Raw genomic sequence first — 21,542 nt, forward strand, 5'->3', positions numbered from 1 at the left:
GTCCGGCTCCTATTCTTCTAATGCAATAGAACAAGCATCGCAATGCCTAATACTTAACTGTTGTCCGTTTACTTCAATAATACATGGCCCTTTAAATAAACATTTTTGTTTAATCGTTATGATAGCGTCATCTGTTAACCCAAAGGCACTTAGACGATACAACATATTCTCATTAGCAATATCCATTCGCTTTATTTTATAAGCCTTATTCATTTCACCATTTTTAATGTTTAACATACTATTTCGCTCTCCTATTAGAAATAATAATCATTATCACTTAAAAATCATAACCCTTAAAATTGTAGCTCGCAATACTTTATTTAAATAATTTTCATTTTTCATGTAAAATTTGTGACATTGCAAAAATGTTTTGTATAATCACTTTCATGCAAAAAACCTCCGCTTCAAATGTCATTGATAGACATTTAAAGCGGAGGCATGTACATGTTATTTTATGATTTATTTCGTAGATTTTTTTCTAACAATTGATTGAGCTTTTCAATATTTTTATTCAACTGTTCTATATTCGTTACTTGTTGTTTTGAATTTAGTTGATGCTTGTTTTGATAATCTATTAAAGCATCATATAAGAAAAATGAACTTGCTGATTGCTGTTTCACTTCTTGGTACAATGCCATAGTTTTATCATCTAGTACTATTGAACGTACATCATCTTGCCCATGTACATCTTGATGTTTCGATACATTTGTTGCACCTTGTGGATATATTTTAAAGGTTGTGTCGTATGTTTCCTTACTATCTTTAGCTTCAGATTCCTGTGATTCAACCGTTTTATATTTTTCAAGTGCATGTCCTTCAATATCAACTCGTGGAATAATGCGATTCAACCATGCTGGTAAATACCACGAACCTTTTCCAAACAATTTCGTTAATGCAGGAATTAACATCATTCTGACTACGAAGGCATCAAAGAGTACACCAAACGCTAATGCCATACCCATTGATTTAATCATGACATCTTCTTGGAATACAAACGCAAAGAAGACACTAAACATGATTAATGCAGCTGCTACAATAACAGGACCGCTTTCTTTCAACCCTACTTTGATAGAATAATCATTATCCCCTGTTTTACTATATTCTTCATGAATTCGCGACATAAGGAAGACTTCATAATCCATCGCTAATCCAAATAAGATACCTATAGTAATAACCGGTAAAAATGCTAGCATTGGTCCTGTCGTTTCAATACCAAACAGACCTTTCATAAAACCATCTTGCATTACTAATGTTGTAAATCCTAGCGTTGCCATTAATGACAAGACAAATCCTAAAACTGCTTTTAACGGTATTAGAATTGAACGGAAGACAATCATTAATAAGAAAAATGCCAATACAACAATTACTGTTGCAAATAAAGGTATCGCCTCATTTAACTTTTTAGACATATCAATATTAATGACACTTTGTCCCGAAATCTCCGTTTTGAACCCATATTTATCTTGTGCATCTTTATGATAATCTCGTAAATCATGCACTAAATCATTTGTACTCTCTGCATTAGGCCCTTTCTTAGGTATCACGACCATCAAAGCGTAATCATTATCTTTACTCATTTGTGGCGGCGTAACGATATCTACATTTTTCTTATCTTTAATATCTTTATATACAGACTGTAAATCTTGTTGTAATCCTTGTGGATCATCCTTTTTATCTTTCACATTTATCAACATCGGAATTTGGCCATTAAATCCTTCACCAAATTTATCCGAGATTATATCGTAAGCTTTTTTCTGTGTAGAATCTGCTGGTTTAACACCGTCATCTGGAATACCAAGTCGCATATGACTAACTGGTATTGCAGCTGCTACTAATATGATTAAACCTAGTAATACTGCCGCAAGTGCATTTCCTGTAATAAATTTAGACCAAGGCGTATCAATATCTTTTTTAAAATTAGACTGCAATTTGTTCACTTTAATGCGTTTATGGAAAATACTAATTAACGCAGGTAATAAAGTCAGTGCACTGAATACAGCAAATATAACACTAATTGCCGAAGCAAACCCCATCACTGCTAAGAAATCTATGCCAACTAGCGATAAACCGCATACGGCAATCACAACTGTCACACCAGCGAAGATGACTGCGCTACCTGCTGTTCCTATTGCAAGACCAATGCCTTTAATGTAATCTGTTTCAGTTTTCATAACTTGTCGATATCTGAATAAAATAAATAATGCATAATCGATACCAACTGCTAGTCCAATCATTACGGCTAATGTCAGTGTGACATTTGGTATATCGAATGCATAAGTTAACAAACTGATAATGCCAACCCCAGATGCTAGACCAATCAATGCACTTATAATTGGTAATCCTGCAGCAATGACTGAACCAAATGTAATCAATAACACTACAAATGCAACAATGATACCAACTAGTTCAGAATTACCGCCTACTTCTGTAGATGTCATTCCTGTACCAGTTAACTCTGTTTGTACATTATGATTGTCACGTAAGTCTTTCAAATGACTTTTAACATTATCTCTAGAGCCATCTTTTAAAGATGTTTGACTAACGTCATATGTGATATCTGCAAATGCAGTTGTTTTATCTTTACTAATTTGCTTATTTTCATAAGGATCTGATATTTTATCAATGTGCTTGTCATCTTTTTTAATATCATCTAACGTTTTCTTAATATCTTTAGTAATGTTCGGTTGCACAATACCATCATCTTTAGTCGTCTTAAAGACAACACGTATTTGTGCCTTTTCACTATCTTGATTAAAATGTTTTTCAATCTTTTTATTCGTATCCAACGACTCTAATCCTGTCATTTTAATATCATTGTCAAATTTCGGTGCATTTGTAGCAAGTGGTATCAATATTGCAGCTACAATCACTATCCATGCAATGACCGCGGACCATTTATGTTTTGCGATGAATGTCCCCATCTTATATAAAAATTTTGCCAAAGTATATTGCCTCCTTTTAAAATCAACGTTATAGTTTAAATATACAGTGTAGATTATTGTTAGATTATAGTATCTATCCCCGACCTCTTAAAGAATCAATTGGAAAATTTTGTATATTAAACTACACACAAAGGAGAAATGTAGATGAAAGAGACTGATTTACGAGTTATAAAGACAAAAAAAGCATTGTCGAGTAGCTTGCTACAATTGTTAGAACAGCAATTATTCCAAACGATTACTGTCAATCAAATTTGCGACAACGCACTCGTACACCGCACAACATTTTATAAACATTTTTATGATAAATACGATCTTCTAGAGTATTTGTTCAATCAATTGACTAAAGACTATTTTGCCAGAGACATTAGCGATCGCCTTAACCACCCATTTCAAACGATTAGCGATACAATTAACAATAAAGAAGATTTGCGAGATATTGCAGAATTTCAAGAAGAAGACGCTGAATTTAATAAAGTATTAAAAAATGTCTGCATTAAAATTATGCATAACGATATCAAAAATAATAGAGACCGTATCGATATTGACAGCGACATCCCAGATAATCTCATATTTTATATTTATGACTCGTTGATTGAAGGTTTTATGCATTGGATAAAAGATGAAAAAATTGACTGGCCTGGGGAAGAAATTGATAAAATTTTCCATAAGGTAATAAATATTAAGATTAAATAGTAGATGAGAAACTCATGAGCGTTACCAACATTCATAATAAAAACGATAGTGTACACGTTAATGAATTCGTGTACACTATCGTTTTTTATTTTTATCATGCTTATCGCTATTAAAATAACTGATACACAACACATAAACTATGAAGAAAAAAATAAATCCGCTATCTAAATGACTTTGACTCAGTTGTTTAAATGACCAAATTGCTAATACAATTCCCATTATTATTGAAATAACGTATCTCACATTCTTATACCTATAATCCTTTTCTAAAAATATGGTTGCTATTACTTAATTTTTAAAGTTATAAATAAAAAGAGCCAACCGCAATGGATGGCCCTTGTTCATTATGAAGCATTAGAACATTTCTGAAACAACCTTTTGTTCTAAGAAGTGTAATAAGTAGTCTGGACTACCTGTTTTAGCGTCCGTACCTGACATTTTGAAACCACCAAATGGATGGTATCCAACAACTGCTGAAGTACAGCCTCTGTTAAGGTATAAATTGCCTACATCAAATTCGTTTACCGCTTTAATCCAATGCTCGCGATTATTTGTAATCACTGCACCAGTTAAACCGTAATCTGTATCATTTGCAACCTCAATTGCTTCATCAAAATCGTTAACTTTCACAAAGCCAACAACTGGACCAAAAATTTCTTCTTGCATGATTCTATCTTTAGATTTAAGTCCTGAAATGATTGTTGGTTCTACAAAGTAACCTTTTGAATCATCAGTGCCGCCACCTTGTTCTAATTTACCTTCTTCTTTACCAATCTCAATATAATTTTTAATCTTATCAAATTGTTTTTTATTAATAACTGGGCCCATATACGTATTGTCTACAGTATTGCCCAACGTTAATTCTTTTGTTAATTTGATTGATTTCTCTAATACTTCGTCATAAACGTCTTTATGCACAATTGCACGTGAACATGCTGAACATTTTTGACCAGAAAAACCAAATGCTGACGTTACAATAGCTTCTGCTGCCATATCTGTATCAATATTTTCATCAACTACAATGGCATCTTTACCACCCATTTCAGCGATAACACGTTTCAAGAAGTTTTGACCTTCTTGAACAACGGCACTACGTTCATAAATTCTAGTACCTGTCGCACGTGATCCTGTAAATGTAACGAAATGCGTATCTTTATGATCAACTAAGTAATCACCAATTTCTTTCGGATCACCAGGAACAAAGTTAACTACGCCTTTTGGTAATCCTGCTTCTTCTAAAATTTCCATTAATTTATAAGCGATATAAGGTGTATCCTCAGCAGGTTTCAATAACACTGTATTACCTGCCACAACTGGTGCTAAAGTTGTACCAGCCATAATCGCAAACGGGAAGTTCCACGGCGGAATTGTAACACCTGTACCAATTGATTTATAGAAATATTTATTGTGTTCACCTTCACGATCAAGTACTGGCTTACCTTGAGCCAAGTCCATCATTGAACGTGCATAGTATTCAATAAAATCAATACCTTCAGCTGCATCACCAACTGCTTCATCCCATGGCTTACCTGCTTCATAAACCATAATTGCTGCAATTTCCGCTTTTCGACGACGAATAATTGCCGAAACACGTAACATAAGCTCTGCACGATCATTTGCTGACCATGTTTTCCAAGATTTATAAGCTTCGTTTGCTGCTTTAAACGCATCTTCAACATCTTGTTTTGTTGCCTTTGATGCATTTGCAATCACTTGTGATGTGTCTGCAGGATTGATTGATTTAATTTTGTCATCTTTGAAAATCTTCTCTCCATTAATCACTAATGGTATGTCTTGACCTAATTCTTTTTCCACGTCTTTCAATGCTTTCTTAAACATATCCACATTTTCTTGGACTGAAAAATCGTAACCAGGTTCATTTTTAAATTCTACTACCATGTACACTTACCCCCTATAAATTTTGAAAGTGGTTTAACCCTTTGATTTAATGATATAACATCATTTAAACTCATTTTACTATGATTAAGGTTAGTTTTGCAATCGCTTTCATTTTTATGCTTTATCACTTATTCTCAAGTATTTTGAAATTGATTGGTTACTTTTTAAAATTTATATGGGTCGCAACTGCTACTTTATCGTTTCGTCATTTAATGTTTCGGATGGTAGGTCATTATCAATTTTACGAACGACTTTACAAGGGTTTCCAACCGCTAAGCTGTGTGGCGGAATATCTTTAGTGACAACACTACCAGCACCAATCACACTGCCTTCTCCAATCGTCACCCCTGGTAACACGGCTACATGACCGCCAAACCAAGTATTACTGCCAATATGAATGGGTCCGGCTTTTTCAAAACCTTCATTTCTATGATGGAAATTAAGTGGATGTGTCGCTGTGTAGAATCCACAATTAGGTCCTATAAAAACATTATCGCCAATTGTAATCTGTCCACCATCCATAAAGTAACAATTGGTGTTTACATAGACATTTTTTCCTAGTTTAACGTTCCAACCATAATCTGTATCAAAAGGAATCGAAATACTTACATTGTCTGTTGTTGTTTGAAATAATTGATCAATTAATTCCTTTCTTTTATTTGTAGCACTCGGTCTTGTATGATTTAATTCAAAGCAAATATCTTTCGCTCGTGCACGTTCATTGATTAAGTATTGATCAAAGTTTGCATCGTACCATTTTTCTGCTAACATTTTTTCTTTTTCAGTCATTACACCTTTCAACTCCTAATAACTTATTTACTTGTTTAAAAGTTAATCAAATAAACATTCGCCTATGCAACTAATACGCTATAACATTATGAAATCATGACCTTATCACCCTTATCTATACAATTCTCGCATCAAATACTGCTAAAGTAGTAGATAAATTCAATACTACAGACGCATTCATTTTTTAATCTATTAACGTACAATGTGAGTAAGAGAAATATAAAGGAGTATGATAGCGATGAGAATATTAATTACAGGCACAGTTGCTATCTTAATCATTTTAGGTTTGGTCAAAACGATACAAGATCACGAAATGACAAACGACACGAGTCGTCAGTTGTCAGACAACAAAGATGATGATAAAGTCATCCATCTTAATAATTTTAAAAATTTACATGCGAAAGAATTTAACCCATCTGATTTCTTTTAAGTCACCTAAGAATTGCAAATCCAGAAGTCATTTAAGTTTTACCTTTCATTCATACATCCTTTAATATTAATTACGACTTCTTTTATATAGATGCTAAATAGAGAGATTGTTGTGCAATGTTTGCACGGCAATCTCTCTTTTTCTTTTTAAAATTGGTAAAAGTAAAACGCAACGATTGACTTATATACCTATAGGGGGTACATTAGACGTGTAACAATGAATCACAGGGAGGCAATAATGTGGCTAATACGAAAAAAACAACATTAGATATCACTGGTATGACTTGTGCCGCATGTTCAAATCGTATCGAAAAGAAACTGAATAAACTTGATGACGTTAATGCCCAAGTGAATTTAACTACAGAGAAAGCAACTGTTGAGTATAACCCTGATCAACATGATGTCCAAGAATTTATTAATACGATTCAACATTTAGGTTACGGTGTCGCTGTAGAAACTGTCGAATTAGACATTACAGGTATGACTTGTGCTGCATGCTCAAGCCGTATTGAAAAAGTGTTAAATAAAATGGACGGTGTTCAAAATGCAACGGTCAATTTAACAACAGAGCAAGCTAAAGTTGACTATTATCCTGAAGAAACAGATGCTGATAAACTTGTCACTCGCATTCAAAAATTAGGTTATGACGCGTCTATTAAAGATAACAATAAAGATCAAACGTCACGCAAAGCTGAAGCGCTACAACATAAATTGATTAAGCTTATCATATCAGCAGTATTATCTTTACCACTATTAATGTTAATGTTTGTGCATCTTTTCAATATGCATATACCAGCACTATTTACGAATCCATGGTTCCAATTTATTTTAGCTACACCTGTACAATTTATTATTGGATGGCAATTTTATGTAGGTGCTTATAAAAACTTAAGAAATGGTGGCGCCAATATGGATGTACTTGTTGCTGTTGGTACAAGTGCAGCATATTTTTACAGTATTTATGAAATGGTTCGTTGGCTAAATGGCTCAACAACGCAACCGCATTTATACTTTGAAACAAGCGCCGTACTAATTACCTTAATCTTATTCGGTAAGTATTTAGAAGCTAGAGCGAAGTCTCAAACAACCAATGCGCTTGGCGAATTATTAAGTTTGCAAGCTAAAGAAGCACGCATTTTAAAAGATGGTAATGAAGTGATGATTCCTCTAAATGAAGTACATGTTGGAGATACACTTATCGTTAAACCAGGTGAAAAGATACCTGTTGATGGCAAAATTATTAAAGGTATGACTGCCATCGACGAATCTATGTTAACAGGTGAATCTATCCCTGTTGAGAAGAATGTTGATGATACTGTAATTGGTTCAACGATGAACAAAAACGGTACTATTACTATGACAGCAACAAAAGTTGGCGGGGACACTGCGTTGGCAAATATTATTAAAGTTGTCGAAGAAGCTCAAAGTTCTAAAGCGCCGATTCAACGATTGGCAGATATTATTTCTGGTTATTTCGTTCCTATCGTTGTTGGTATCGCACTATTAACATTTATCGTGTGGATTACTTTAGTTACACCAGGTACATTTGAACCTGCACTTGTTGCGAGTATTTCCGTTCTTGTCATTGCTTGTCCATGCGCATTAGGACTTGCTACACCAACTTCTATTATGGTAGGTACTGGTCGCGCTGCTGAAAATGGTATTTTATTTAAAGGTGGCGAGTTTGTTGAACGCACACATCAAATTGATACCATCGTTTTAGATAAGACGGGTACCATTACAAATGGTCGTCCAGTCGTGACAGATTATCATGGTGACAATCAAACGCTACAACTACTTGCTACTGCTGAAAAAGATTCTGAACACCCATTGGCAGAAGCCATTGTCAATTATGCAAAAGAAAAGCAATTAACATTAACTGAGACGACAACATTTAAAGCAGTACCTGGACATGGTATTGAAGCAACGATTGATCATCACCATATATTGGTTGGTAACCGTAAATTAATGGCTGACAATGATATTAGCTTGCCTAAGCATATTTCTGATGATTTAACATATTATGAACGAGATGGTAAAACTGCTATGCTCATTGCTGTTAATTATTCATTAACTGGTATCATCGCAGTGGCAGATACTGTAAAAGATCATGCCAAAGATGCAATAAAACAATTGCATGATATGGGCATTGAAGTTGCCATGTTAACTGGCGATAATAAAAACACTGCTCAAGCCATTGCAAAACAAGTAGGCATAGATACTGTTATTGCAGATATTTTACCAGAAGAAAAAGCTGCACAAATTGCGAAACTACAGCAACAAGGTAAGAAGGTTGCGATGGTTGGTGACGGTGTAAATGATGCACCTGCATTAGTTAAAGCTGATATCGGTATCGCCATTGGTACAGGTACAGAAGTTGCCATTGAAGCAGCTGATATTACTATTCTTGGTGGCGACTTGATGCTTATTCCTAAAGCCATTTATGCAAGTAAAGCAACCATTCGTAATATTCGTCAAAATCTATTTTGGGCATTCGGCTATAATATTGCCGGTATCCCTATAGCTGCATTGGGCTTACTTGCGCCATGGGTTGCTGGTGCTGCAATGGCACTAAGTTCAGTAAGTGTTGTCACAAACGCACTTAGATTGAAAAAGATGCGATTAGAACCACGCCGTAAAGATGCCTAGATTCCTTAATAATGAAGGATTCGTTGGTGATTCTGAGATAGGCTAGTGATTGGCTCTATAATGTCGCGGTTTACAGTTGGATTTTCGCTCCAACTGCATATATAGTTACACTTTTCGCTTGGCGAATTAGTGTATCTTACCTAATAGCTCCGCCTATTAGGTTCCATCATTATTATAAATAATAAGTACACTACGGTTTACAGTTGGATCTTCGCTCCAACTGCATAAGAGCCACTAATTATTATAAATAATAAGTACACTACGGTTTACAGTTGGTCCTTCGCTCCAACTGCATAAGAGCCACTAATTATTATAAATAATAAGTGGCTCTAAAAGGAGGTGAATGCTATGTCACAAGAAATTTTAAATGTTGAAGGTATGAGCTGTGGTCACTGCAAAAGTGCTGTTGAATCTGCATTAAATAATATTGACGGTGTCACTTCAGCTGACGTTAACCTTGAAAATGGTCAAGTAAGTGTTCAATATGATGACAGTAAAGTTGCTGTATCTCAAATGAAAGACGCAATTGAAGATCAAGGTTACGATGTCGTTTAATTAGGCAATATTCAACGTCATCAACACCAAATTAAAAAATCGAACTGATGAGAATCCCAACAATCCAAATTATCTCATCAGTTCGATTTTTAATTTACTCGTAACCTAGTATCTCCAGTCTGCAATACATCTAATGTTGCATCTAATGCATCGACAATTAGATTTTTAACTGCAGCTTCAGTATAAAACGCAATATGTGGTGTTAATATGACATCTTCCCTGTCAATCAACGATTCTAACAATGGATCGTTCAGTGTTTTGCCCCTTTGATCACTTGGGAAAAGTTTGCGTTCAAATTCATACGTATCAAGTGCTGCACCTTTAATCACACCATTGTCTAATGCGTCTAATAACGCCTTAGTATCTACTAAAGAACCTCTCGCACAATTGACAAATACTGCGCCCTTTTTAAAATGTTTAAATAATTCAGCATTAAATAGATAATGATTATATTTCGTTGCAGGTACATGTAATGTCACGATATCAGCACCTTCAACCGCTTCCTCAATCGTATCTTTGTAATCGACATACGTTGCAATTTTAGCATTAGGAAACGGGTCGTATGCGACCACATCACTTTGATAACCATTGGCAAATATATCGGCTACTACACGGCCAATTCGACCTGTACCAATAACAGCTACTTTTAAATCTTTAATGGATTTCGATAAAATAGTAGGTTCCCATCTAAAATCATGCTCCCGCACTTTCGTTTGAATTTGATTAAAATGACGAACCACATTAATAGCCTGGTTCACAGCAAACTCCGCAATTGAATTCGGAGAGTATGACGGCACATTTGACACAATCAAGTTATACTTGTTTGCTAACTCCAAATCATATGTATCAAATCCAGCACTACGTTGTGCGATTTGTTTAATATCAAGTTCATTTAATCGTTTATAAACATGCTCTGATAATGGTATTTGTTGTGATAGCGATAAGCCATCATAACCAGCGACACCTTCAACATTGTCATCAGTTAATGCTTCTTTAGTAATATCTACCTCAACATGATGTTTCTCTGCCCACGCCTTGATATAAGGCATATCTTCATCACGTACACTCATGATTTTAATTTTTGTCATTTTAACATCACCCTTAACTTTATTATTCATATAAATATGCTAGTTCTGTTAATCTTATTGCAGCTTCGTCTAATTTCTGGTCATCTAACGCCAATGAAATTCTCACATAACGATTACCATTCTCTCCAAATGGTTTCCCTGGAGCAACAAGTATTGACTTCTCTTGCACTAAAAATTGCTCAAATTGCTCGCTGTCATAACCAGGCGGTGTTTCCAACCATACATATATGCCACCTTTAGCATGAACAAATGGCAAATCAGCTTTTGCAAGCATGGCTTCGAATCGGTCACGACGTGTTTTAAATACATTGCTTTGTTCTTCTAAAAAATCATCATAATGATTCAAAGCATATATTGCGGCATCTTGTAATGCACCAAACATCCCAGCATTTGTGTGCGTTTGGTACTTTTTCAAAGCTTGAATCATATCTTTATTACCAACTGCAAAACCGACTCTAAAACCTGACATGTTATAACCTTTAGACAAGGAATAAATTTCAATCGCAACATCTTTCCCATTTTCCGAAGCAAGTATACTAGGATTTTTAGCGTCGAAACCGAAAGCACCATAAGCAAAATCATGCACGATTTTAGTGTCTGTATCTTTAAATTTAGCTATCGCTTCATCAAAAACTTCTTTCGTAGCTGTCGATCCAGTTGGATTATTTGGATACGTTAAATAAATGAGTTTTGTTTTATCTATTATTTGTGAATCAACTGTGGACCAATCTGGCAAATAATGTGGCGGTTCTAAATTAAGCGGGACAGGCTTGCCATCAGCTAAAAGTACACCTGCTAAATAATCCGTGTAGCCTGGATCAGGTAGTAATACATAGTCTCCTGGATTGATAACACATGTTGGTACTGCCACTAATCCATTTTTTGTACCATATAAAATGCACACTTCATCTTCTTTATCTAACGTCACATTATATTGTCTTTGATAAAAATCTACAATAGCTTGCTTGAACGCTTCTTTACCATGAAAAGCACCATATTTTTGATTTTCAGGAATAGTTAGTGCTTGTTGAAAATGATCAATAATACCTTGTGGCGTAGGCCCATCAGGGATTCCAACTGCCATATTAATTAATGGCAATGGTCCATGTTCGATTTTACGTCCCATCGTTTTCCCGAAATAACTATCAGGGATATTTGCTAATTTGTTAGAGATCATCAAATTCCTCCTCTATCATTAAACATAGCCTGGGCGACTATCATAATCCTAACAACTTGTATCACTCTCATTTAGATGGTTACAATGACATCGCCATTCACCGTTATGTTCAACAGAACTTATGACACACGTTGTATTGAATGAATTTATTTTCATTTTAGGTAGGTATAATATTATTGTCAATATTAGGAATTTTCAGATTAATATACACTCAATCATTATGATTCAACTGCCATGCATATCCGCATGCGCAACCAGTTAGATATGCTTATATAAAGTATAACGCCCATCAAGGTACGTATTCAAACGTGAACCTTAACAGGCGTCATTCATTGTTAAATAAAACTTCTTAAGCACATACTTATTTCACTATGCCTTTTACGTTCCCCTTATACTTTTCTCACATCTTTCTCTTAGACTACTCCCTTACACGCCTTGCTCAATATCTTTAATCATTTCATCTACAGTTATTTTCGCACTCGTTAAGACAATAGGAACGCCTGCACCTGGATGCGTACTTGCACCTGCAAAATATAAATCTTTATAATCTCGCGATACATTTTGTGGACGATAATAATTACTTTGCGCTAAAGTTGGCATTAAACCGAATGCCGAACCAAATTTCGCATGATACGTTTGCTCAAAATCATTTGGCGTAAAGATTGTTTCTGAAACAATATGCGATTTTATATCTTCAAATACTTCAATCGTTGCTAATTTACGATAAATAATTTCCTTTATTTGTTGCGTCAAAGCTTCATCTGACCAATCGATTCCGCTACCTGTTTTAAGTTCCGGCGTCGGCATTAGCACATAAATACCAGTTTTGCCTTCTGGCGCAAGTGATTTATCAGCGACCGCTGGTACATACACATAAATAGAAGGATCATATGATAAACGTCCCTCAAATATTTCTTCAATATTGCCTCTAAAGTCATCTGAAAAAATAACATTATGAAGTCTCACTTGATCTGTCACATCAATATCTATACCGATATACATTAAAAATGCTGAACAAGAGTAATCTAAGTCTGCAATTTTATGTGGTGGATACTTTTTAATAGGTGCAAAATCTGGCATTAATGATTCCGCAACACTAGGGAAATCAGCCGTACATAAAATTTTATCAAATTTTCTTATGTCACCATTCACTTTTATCGCATCGGCCCGTTTGAATTTAGGATCAATAATAATTTGCTCAATTTCAGCATTTAGTTCAATATTAACGCCTAAGTCTTTATTTAATTGCGCTAGCCCTTGAGCCATGCCATACATACCGCCTTTAATAAAATGCACACCAAACATCATTTCAATCATAGGAATAATTGAATATAGTGACGGGCCTCGTTTTGGATCAATTCCTATGTATAACGTTTGAAACGCTAAAAGCTTTTGTATCTTTTCGTTATCAATATAATGTTCAATTAGCTGATCTGCATGATTTAACGTTTTTAACTTAGCACCTTGCACAAGTGACGTCATATTATAAAAGTCACTCGGTTTGCGATACGTTCTTTCTAAGAAATAGCGACGTGCAATTTCATATTTTTTATAAACATCCGTTAAAAAGGACATAAAACCATGCGTTGAACCAGGTTCTATACTTTCTAGCATTTGCTGTAATTCAGCTAAATCTGTAGGCACCGTTATACGATCATCGTGGTCAAAATACACATCGTAAATATAACGTAATTGTCTCAATTCAATATAATCTTCATAATTTTTACCACACGCTGTAAAAACATCTTTATAAACATCTGGCATCATGACAATTGTGGGACCCATATCAAATGTAAAGCCGTCTTTCTTTAATTGATTCATACGCCCGCCTACATTATTATTTTTTTCAAATATCGTCACTTCATGACCTTGAGAAGCAATACGGGCTGCCGCTGCTAATCCTGTGACACCTGCACCAATTACTGCAATCTTCATTATTCAACCACCTATATTCTATGATATTTACTATTTATTTCATGAAACAACTTTGCCTTTTTCCGCTTATCCACAAAAACACGTTCATGTAATGTATAGTTAGCCTGTCTCACTTCGTCCAGTATTTCAATATATATACGTGCTGCTAATTCTATGATTGGTTGTGCTTCAATACTAAATACTTTGATTTGATCCATAACATCTTGAAAATCTTTTTCTGCGATAGCTGCATAATATTCCCATAAGTCAATATAATGATTATTAACACCATTTTGGTACACTTCAGCAATATCAACTTCATATTGCTTTAATCGTTGCTTACTAAAATATATCCGTTCATTGTCAAAATCTTCACCGACATCTCTTAATATATTAATCAATTGCAACGATTCACCAAGTCTTCTTGCGACATCGTATGTCTGATGTGTTTCATGATCACTTAAAATCGGCGTCAATACTTCACCTACTGTACCAGCAACACCATAACAATATCCGAATAATTCAGCGTCCGTTTCAAACATTGTAAAATGTTGATCTTTATATACAGTATCAATGAGATTATAGAAAGATTGAAAGGCGATATTTTTATGTTGTGCAACATGCTGAAGTGCCATCATTATTCTACGATCACTTTGAAAGTGATGATGTTCATATGGGTATTTTTCAATAGATTGTATATCTTCTTTTATTTGATTTAAAAATTGAATATCGCCATAAACATCTATACTGTCATCAATTTTACGACACACAGCATAAATTGCCCAAACCGCTTTTCTTTGATCTTCTGGTAACAAGTCAAAAGCGTAAGAAAAGCTTTTTGAATGTTTCTTCATGATTTTATGACAATATTTAAAATTCATATCCATCATTGTCATACTAGTCCTCCTATATTGAAATGCCATTACCTTGATTTATTGTTCTTTAGATATAGAATATTGACGACCTTTCCATTCAACTACACCATACCGATGCGTTTGTTTCCAAGATTGGATGAAAATTTTAGTAAAAAACATAAATAACAATGGATGACATACCATTAATAAATTAGAAAATTGGCCGACCCTTCGATGCAGATAAATAAATTGTGTAGTATAGCTCAAGTAAAGTGCTACCATTTTTCTTACAGACATTTGGCGATATTTTAAACTAAGACATAGCCCTAAAATACTCGCTATAGAACCAAACAACCACAACACAATTGCTGTCATGATCTTAGGCTTTGTGCCACCTGCCCCAGTTGACAAATGCTTTGTCCATCCTTCTTGTAATGACTGAAATCCTTCTTGATACATGCGAAATGCAACAAATGGAAACCCTTCATAAACTGTTACGGGCAATGATTGTGAAGTATATGCACTTCCTAAAGCAAATCCTTCAATAATATGACGGTTTGCACTTTTATGACCTCCAGTTGCATAATAATCTTCTTTATTTGTTAATGTCACCGGTCCAAATGCATGCTGGTTAGTCCGACCGTCGTCTAAGGTAGAAAATACATTCATACCAACGACTGTCATTAAATTAAATATCGCTGAAAACCCTTCGTAGAAACGCTTTGTTATATGATAAGGCTGTACGCTTAACAATCCTTTTTCACCTTGTAATTGATACTGATTAATCAACGTTTCAACAGCATCTTTCCTTAAGAAAGTTACATCAGCATCTACAAAGGCAATACGATTCGTACATGCATGCGTCACACCTTGATAACAAGCATGTGATTTCCCATACCATTTGCCGTCAGTATCATCAACAACATCTACTACAGTCGCACCATATGAACGTGCTACACGTGCTGTTTCATCTGTCGATCCGTCATTCATAACAATGACATCTACTGGAACTTGCTGTTGTATTATCGAATGTAGTAAATGACCTATTCTTTTTTCTTCGTTTCTAGCCGGAATAATAATTGTTAATGCTTTATGATTGAAGTTCAGCGTTTTCGCCTTTAGCTGATGTCTACGATTAAATATCAATGCACCACACGCCATAGACATGGTCACTATTACTGTTAATATTCGTGATAACCATTTCATAGATATCACTTCCTATTCTTCGCTTCTCGCGCGTTTATTTTGTCTGCGACTTGTTGCCCACTTAATGTAACCATTGGTATGCCACCACCAGGATTTACTGATCCACCTACAAAGTACAAGTTTTCAAAATACTGACTTTCTTTAGGAAATTTAAATCCTTTGTTTTTCTTTTTATCTGCTACAACACCATATATTGCACCACGATTAGAACGATAATTTTTTTCAATATCCTCCGGTGTCCAAACATCTTCATAAATAATGTGTTTTCTTAAATCAGTAAGTCCCATTTTTTCTAATTTATCCAAAATTTTATCCCTAAACTTCGCATAATCTTCAGTTGTAAAAGGCTGATCTTGAATATATGGAATATGTGGTAAGACTTTGATATTTTCATAACCTACTGGCGCTTGTGTGTGATCAGTTTTATTCGTATTTACTAGATAAATGGTCGGATCATCTGGCAATACCTTTTCATGAAAAACTTGTTGATAATTGAGATAAGCATTTTCCGTAAAAAAGAAATTATGATGTGCTAATTGCGGGTATTGGCAAGCAACACCTAAATGCATCACATATCCTGAGCTTGCCGGCTCAAATTCCCTCTCTAATTTGTTTAATCGTTGAGTATCAAGGTGAATTAAATATTTATAAGTAGGTATGACTTCCATATTTGAAATAATATAATCTGCCTTTACAAACTCACCTGTATCTAATCTGACACCCGTCACACGTCTTTGATATGTTTTAATATTGTCCACACGTGCACCTGTATGAATTGTGACACCTTCTTCACGCGCTAGCTTTTCCAAGGCATTGGCTAAATGATGGATTCCACCTTCTACATACCAAAGGCCTTGCTCTTGTTGCATATGGAATAACATAGATAATACAGCTGGCGCATCGTATGATGAAGAACCTACATATTTGATAAAATAGCCTAACATTTGTCGCAAGTATGGATTCGAGATACGCTTGTCTATGGCCTGTTGCATAGTATGTACATAATCATAATTAATAAGAGCATTTAATAGCCCATGAAATTTAATAATTTGAGATAGTGTATCTAAACCATAGTTAAAATACCCTTTTTCAGTAATACGATCGATTCGTCTTGTATAATTCAAATAATTTTGCAGTTCCTCTATATCCTGTTTCGACAATATCGCATTATGCTGACCTGTTTCTTTAATACCTTCATACAAATCGATAGTCGTTCCATCTGGAAAAAAGCTACGCCATTGATGTGGCAATCGCTTGATTGTAACGTAGTCTGACATTTGCTTCTTGCTATATTCGAATAATTTTTCAAAAATATAAGGCATCGTTAAAATAGATGGACCTAAATCAAAGCCAAAGCCATCTGATTCATGACGATTCACTTTGCCTCCTATATGATTATTTTGTTCATATAATGAGACCGAATAGCCACTTTGTGCCATTCGAATTGCTGCAGAAATCCCACCTAAGCCACCACCAATAACGATGATATGTTTAGTCATGACGTTCACCTCTTCGTTTTAATATGCGTAGTAACTGCGTTAATCTCGGTCGATTATAGCGTTGCACAATAATGATTGGAACATTAGCTATCATTGCATAGAAAATATTTATATACTTTACTAAACGAGGGCCTTTATTGAATATGATGACTGGAAGTATCGATATCCAATGAATCAACTCTGCCCTCTTTGTCTCTATAATCATTTTTTCAATTTCATCAGTATTGATTGTCATTAAATGACGCTGATCATATATATTTTGATTAAGCTGATGACCATCTAAAATCTTATGTTTCCATTTTCTTACGTAAAACCATTTGTTCCAAAATTTTCCATGCTTCTCAAAGTTAAATGATTTAAATATTATGTACTTCTGACGAAAATACTTATCAGGAATTCTTGTACCTAAATTTGCTATATTTAGTTGAACAATTAACCAATACATACTACAAAAAAATGCTGTTTTAATATATTTTTTCATGGTTTTCATCTAAATTGAATCACTCTCAATCATACTGACATAGTATAAATTATCACTTTATTACTTAGTTCCCTAAAGATCAGTGAATAAACCGCTCTCATTTATATTTATATAAAACAAAAACGCCAATACTCTCATGTTAGAGAATATTGACGTCATTTGATTTACATTTGATTAATGAATGAAATTATATGAACCTGCTTGGTTTGCTGAAATTGTACGAGACGTAACCACACCAGCACCATGTCCATAGTTCATTTCTGAAACACGAACAGAACCGTTGCTGTTAACGCCTTCAACGTAAGCAACATGACCGTAATAGCCTTGTGTTGTTTGCATGATAGCACCAACTTTTGGTGTATTGTTCACTGTATAGCCAGATGATGCAGCTGCGTTAGCCCAATTACTTGCGTTACCCCATGTTGAACCAATTTTCCCACCAACACGATCAAATACATAATAAGTACATTGTCCTGAAGTATATAAGTTACTTCCTGATGCATAACCATTAGAAATTGAACGACCATTTGAAGATGGCGCTGCAGTTGTAGTCACATGAACATTATTACTTGTTGTGCTATAACTTGCACCTGAACCACCAGTATAATAGTTATTTGTTGCTGTTTGACTATTGTTTGTATAGTTATTGTATTGATATGAATGATTATAGTAGTTATTGTAAGATGCATTGTTATAACTATAAGTATTGTAGTTGTTGTAGTAGTATGTGTTGTTTTGCGTTAATTGACTTGGATTCCAATTTCCTGTCCAAGTGTAATGATAATTACCTTGTGCATCAATTGTATACGTATAGCTGTATGATTGAGCGTCATTAGAATTATATCCATTGTTATTTTGTTCTGCGGCTTGTGCATCATGTCCTGCAAATGCGATAGTGGCAAGTCCTGCTGTAGCGATTGTAGCTGTAACGATTTTTTTCATAATTAAATATCCTCCCAATAATCAAAACACTCTATACATATAGTCATTAGCGACTCAATTATTTTAAATTTTATATTTTTTATTTTTTTAGTATGCAAATAATTATAACTTTTATAGTTTTGCGACAAAACAAACTATAACAGAGATTAGGTGTCTTGCGGGCTTTGTTATCATAATGTAATCTGTTCCTAATAAAGCTTCATTGAATGTAATATACCAATTAGAATGTTTACAACACTTTTTCTGCACCGTTACCATGGGATTTGAAAATAAAAAAGCACTAAACTTTTAATGAAATACATCATTTTTGATAATAAATATCAGAAGTAATGTAATATTTCAAAAGTTTAGTGCATCAAATTATTTCTTATTTGTAGCATGTGTTTCCATCGTTTTTACAATCAAATCAGTCAGCGCTTTACTACCTGCATATTCTAAGTGAATACCGTCATATGCAAAGTATTCCGGATGACCTGCAGAAGCTTTATACCAATCGACTAGATGTACATTAGAGCGCTTTTCAGCTGCCTCATAAATTAATTTATTTATTCTACCTTCATAATCTCTAGGTACTCTAATAGAAACTAAATAAATGTCTGCTTTTCCAAAACTATCCAATAGTTCATTTAATTGATCTTTCGTAAATGCCCCATTTGTACCAAGCTCTACTACAACTTTTTGACCTTTTTTAGCATAGTCTTTATATTGCGATTTCACAATTGGTGTAGCATCAACGAGTTGCCGTCCAACTTTACCATCAATTTGTGCATTTGGTATTTTCTTAGTAAAGACATTACCAATATCCACCATGACCGAGTCACCAATTAATAGTGGTGATGACTTTTTAATATCCTCTTTGCTATTCGCTGTCTGCTTATCCTCTTGCTTATCTTTTTTAACGACTTTTTTCTTCGTTGTTTTAAATTCCGTCTTCTTCTCTTTCTTCTCGGCTTCATGTTGTTTGCCAAGTGCATCAAACTGTCCACTGAGCACAACGATAGACGGAACCAATAATAGGATAACTAACACTGTTCTAGCAAATTGCCCCTTCTTTTTAGGTAAAAATGCAAAAGCTTTAAATCCTTTTTTACGTATAGGTGTTTCAATAAAGCGATACGAAATTTCAGCCATTAACGCTGTTAACAAAATTTCTATAATATAAACGTATACCGGTATTTGTCCTTGTACGTAATAACTGTTCACAAAAACAATGATAGGATAATGCCATAAATATAAGCTATATGATCGTTTACCTATAATTAGTAAAGGTTTCATACTTAAAAATTTAGCAAATAAACTAGAAGGATGTACCGCAATTGCAATAATGAATAAAGTTGCAAATGATATAATGTAAAATCCTCCATTATAGATCCATTGATCTTGGTCGCCAACTATAAAGAACAAAGTCATTAGAACCGCAAAACCAGATATCCCTATAATATCTAATGATACGACAATCTTTTTAGAAATATCTTTTTTCAAAGCAAACGGAGGCCAAATAAATGCTAATATACAACCAAGCAATAAAGTTTGCAGTCGTGTATCTGTCCCAAAATACACACGTGAATTATCTCCAGTGATGAAATGAATCACTATCATAAGTCCTAAAGAAATCAACGATACAATAAATAGCGTTTGAATAATATTTCTCGGTTTAAATCTATGTAATAAGAACGTGATAACCAATGGGAAAAGCAAGTAAAATTGTTCTTCAATGGCTAAAGACCATAAATGTTTGAGTGGTTCAATAGCAAATTGGTTAAAATAATCTACATTCTGTGAGATGTACCACCAGTTTGAAACATAGAATATAGCTGCAATAGCATCTCGTTTCATTTGTATAATCAATTCCGGTTTAAATATCAGTGTGAACGTAAGCACGACACAAATTAAAAACAACACTGCCGGAATGAGTCGTTTCAATCGTCGCTTCCAAAACTCTAGCAAATCAATTTTTTGCGTCCGATAATACTCACTTATCAACAAACTTGTTATTAAATAACCTGAAATAACGAAGAATGTATCTACTCCTAAAAAGCCCCCACTTAACCATTGTGCATTCAAGTGATAAATAATGATTCCTATAACTGCGAATGCCCTCAATCCATCTAATCCGGGTAAGTATCGCGGGGAATACATTTTTTCTAAACGTTTAAAGTCTTTTGTATCCATGTTAATAAACGCCCCATTTATTTTTCTCTATTTTGTAGCATATCACAATATTTTTGAAAATAAAATATTGCACTGATTTTCATTAATTGATTTAACCCTTAATTAAGATAGTTTTAAATTTTTTATTAAGTAGAAAACAATTATTACAGTTAATTTCATTACTGCAAACCACATATAAATTTGTCGATTTTACTACATAACATAGATTATCATAGATTCTTGAATTTTTAGCAAAATAACTGTTATTTTCATT

Annotated in this window: 18 protein-coding genes; 4 read left to right on the top strand and 14 right to left on the bottom strand. The window is 34.3% G+C overall.

Features of this window, described 5'->3' with window-relative positions:
• Positions 1 to 9 precede the first annotated feature (9 nt).
• Both IDG66_RS03600 and farE read right to left on the bottom strand, forming a co-directional pair.
• Entirely contained in the window at positions 10 to 237 is a 228-nt protein-coding gene (locus IDG66_RS03600; RefSeq protein ID WP_000932073.1) for a FeoA family protein, read from the bottom strand.
• Between the two features lie 215 nt (positions 238 to 452).
• Positions 453 to 2,942, bottom strand: coding sequence for a fatty acid efflux MMPL transporter FarE (gene farE, locus IDG66_RS03605; protein ID WP_001051422.1), 2,490 nt, complete (start codon positions 2,940 to 2,942; stop codon positions 453 to 455).
• A 144-nt stretch (positions 2,943 to 3,086) separates the two neighbouring features.
• On the opposite strand from farE, the gene farR reads away from it, so the two are divergent.
• Entirely contained in the window at positions 3,087 to 3,635 is a 549-nt protein-coding gene (gene farR / locus IDG66_RS03610; RefSeq protein ID WP_000665232.1) for a fatty acid efflux pump transcriptional regulator FarR, read from the top strand.
• Between the two features lie 75 nt (positions 3,636 to 3,710).
• Here farR and IDG66_RS03615 read toward each other — a convergent pair whose 3' ends face one another.
• The 3 genes from IDG66_RS03615 to IDG66_RS03625 all read right to left on the bottom strand — a co-directional run bounded on the left by IDG66_RS03615 (position 3,711) and on the right by IDG66_RS03625 (position 6,323).
• Complete coding sequence (locus IDG66_RS03615; protein ID WP_001796738.1) at positions 3,711 to 3,878, bottom strand: hypothetical protein; 168 nt, start codon at positions 3,876 to 3,878, stop codon at positions 3,711 to 3,713.
• 111 nt (positions 3,879 to 3,989) lie between these two features.
• Positions 3,990 to 5,534, bottom strand: a complete 1,545-nt coding sequence (gene pruA / locus IDG66_RS03620) for an L-glutamate gamma-semialdehyde dehydrogenase (RefSeq protein WP_000259692.1) — start codon at positions 5,532 to 5,534, stop codon at positions 3,990 to 3,992.
• A gap of 189 nt (positions 5,535 to 5,723) precedes the next feature.
• Complete coding sequence (locus IDG66_RS03625) at positions 5,724 to 6,323, bottom strand: sugar O-acetyltransferase (protein ID WP_000136500.1); 600 nt, start codon at positions 6,321 to 6,323, stop codon at positions 5,724 to 5,726.
• A 238-nt stretch (positions 6,324 to 6,561) separates the two neighbouring features.
• Between IDG66_RS03625 and cwrA the strand changes: the two genes are divergently transcribed.
• From cwrA to copZ, 3 genes are all read left to right on the top strand, one after another.
• Positions 6,562 to 6,753, top strand: a complete 192-nt coding sequence (gene cwrA / locus IDG66_RS03630; protein ID WP_001221402.1) for a cell wall inhibition responsive protein CwrA — start codon at positions 6,562 to 6,564, stop codon at positions 6,751 to 6,753.
• A 239-nt stretch (positions 6,754 to 6,992) separates the two neighbouring features.
• The gene (locus tag IDG66_RS03635; protein ID WP_000024129.1) at positions 6,993 to 9,401 is read left to right on the top strand and encodes a heavy metal translocating P-type ATPase; all 2,409 of its coding nucleotides are present in this window, start codon (positions 6,993 to 6,995) and stop codon (positions 9,399 to 9,401) included.
• A gap of 348 nt (positions 9,402 to 9,749) precedes the next feature.
• Positions 9,750 to 9,956 (top strand): copper chaperone CopZ, encoded by a 207-nt coding sequence (gene copZ, locus IDG66_RS03640; RefSeq protein WP_000076661.1) that lies wholly within the window; start codon positions 9,750 to 9,752, stop codon positions 9,954 to 9,956.
• An 89-nt stretch (positions 9,957 to 10,045) separates the two neighbouring features.
• Here copZ and IDG66_RS03645 read toward each other — a convergent pair whose 3' ends face one another.
• From IDG66_RS03645 to IDG66_RS03685, 9 genes are all read right to left on the bottom strand, one after another.
• A complete protein-coding gene (locus IDG66_RS03645) occupies positions 10,046 to 11,044 on the bottom strand; it encodes a D-lactate dehydrogenase (RefSeq protein WP_000161355.1) in 999 nt (332 codons plus the stop codon).
• Between the two features lie 22 nt (positions 11,045 to 11,066).
• On the bottom strand, positions 11,067 to 12,221 hold the full coding sequence (locus tag IDG66_RS03650; RefSeq protein ID WP_000625079.1) for an aminotransferase class I/II-fold pyridoxal phosphate-dependent enzyme: 1,155 nt from the start codon (positions 12,219 to 12,221) through the stop codon (positions 11,067 to 11,069).
• Between the two features lie 426 nt (positions 12,222 to 12,647).
• Complete coding sequence (locus IDG66_RS03655) at positions 12,648 to 14,156, bottom strand: phytoene desaturase family protein (RefSeq protein ID WP_000686167.1); 1,509 nt, start codon at positions 14,154 to 14,156, stop codon at positions 12,648 to 12,650.
• 11 nt (positions 14,157 to 14,167) lie between these two features.
• Positions 14,168 to 15,031, bottom strand: coding sequence for a 4,4'-diapophytoene synthase CrtM (gene crtM / locus IDG66_RS03660; RefSeq protein WP_000178307.1), 864 nt, complete (start codon positions 15,029 to 15,031; stop codon positions 14,168 to 14,170).
• Between the two features lie 36 nt (positions 15,032 to 15,067).
• On the bottom strand, positions 15,068 to 16,195 hold the full coding sequence (gene crtQ / locus IDG66_RS03665) for a 4,4'-diaponeurosporenoate glycosyltransferase (protein ID WP_000871731.1): 1,128 nt from the start codon (positions 16,193 to 16,195) through the stop codon (positions 15,068 to 15,070).
• 5 nt (positions 16,196 to 16,200) lie between these two features.
• A complete protein-coding gene (locus IDG66_RS03670; protein WP_206172178.1) occupies positions 16,201 to 17,694 on the bottom strand; it encodes a phytoene desaturase family protein in 1,494 nt (497 codons plus the stop codon).
• Positions 17,687 to 18,175 carry a glycosyl-4,4'-diaponeurosporenoate acyltransferase gene (gene crtO, locus IDG66_RS03675; protein ID WP_001795496.1) on the bottom strand — a complete coding sequence of 163 codons (489 nt, stop codon included), beginning with the start codon at positions 18,173 to 18,175 and terminating at the stop codon, positions 17,687 to 17,689. Before crtO ends, IDG66_RS03670 begins: the two co-directional genes overlap by 8 nt.
• 174 nt (positions 18,176 to 18,349) lie before the next feature.
• Positions 18,350 to 19,117 carry a CHAP domain-containing protein gene (locus IDG66_RS03680; protein WP_000725225.1) on the bottom strand — a complete coding sequence of 256 codons (768 nt, stop codon included), beginning with the start codon at positions 19,115 to 19,117 and terminating at the stop codon, positions 18,350 to 18,352.
• A 360-nt stretch (positions 19,118 to 19,477) separates the two neighbouring features.
• Positions 19,478 to 21,289, bottom strand: coding sequence for an acyltransferase family protein (locus tag IDG66_RS03685; protein WP_000379821.1), 1,812 nt, complete (start codon positions 21,287 to 21,289; stop codon positions 19,478 to 19,480).
• Positions 21,290 to 21,542 lie beyond the last annotated feature (253 nt).

It is taken from the genome of Staphylococcus sp. EG-SA-18, assembly GCF_017151825.1.
Taxonomy (GTDB): domain Bacteria; phylum Bacillota; class Bacilli; order Staphylococcales; family Staphylococcaceae; genus Staphylococcus; species Staphylococcus aureus.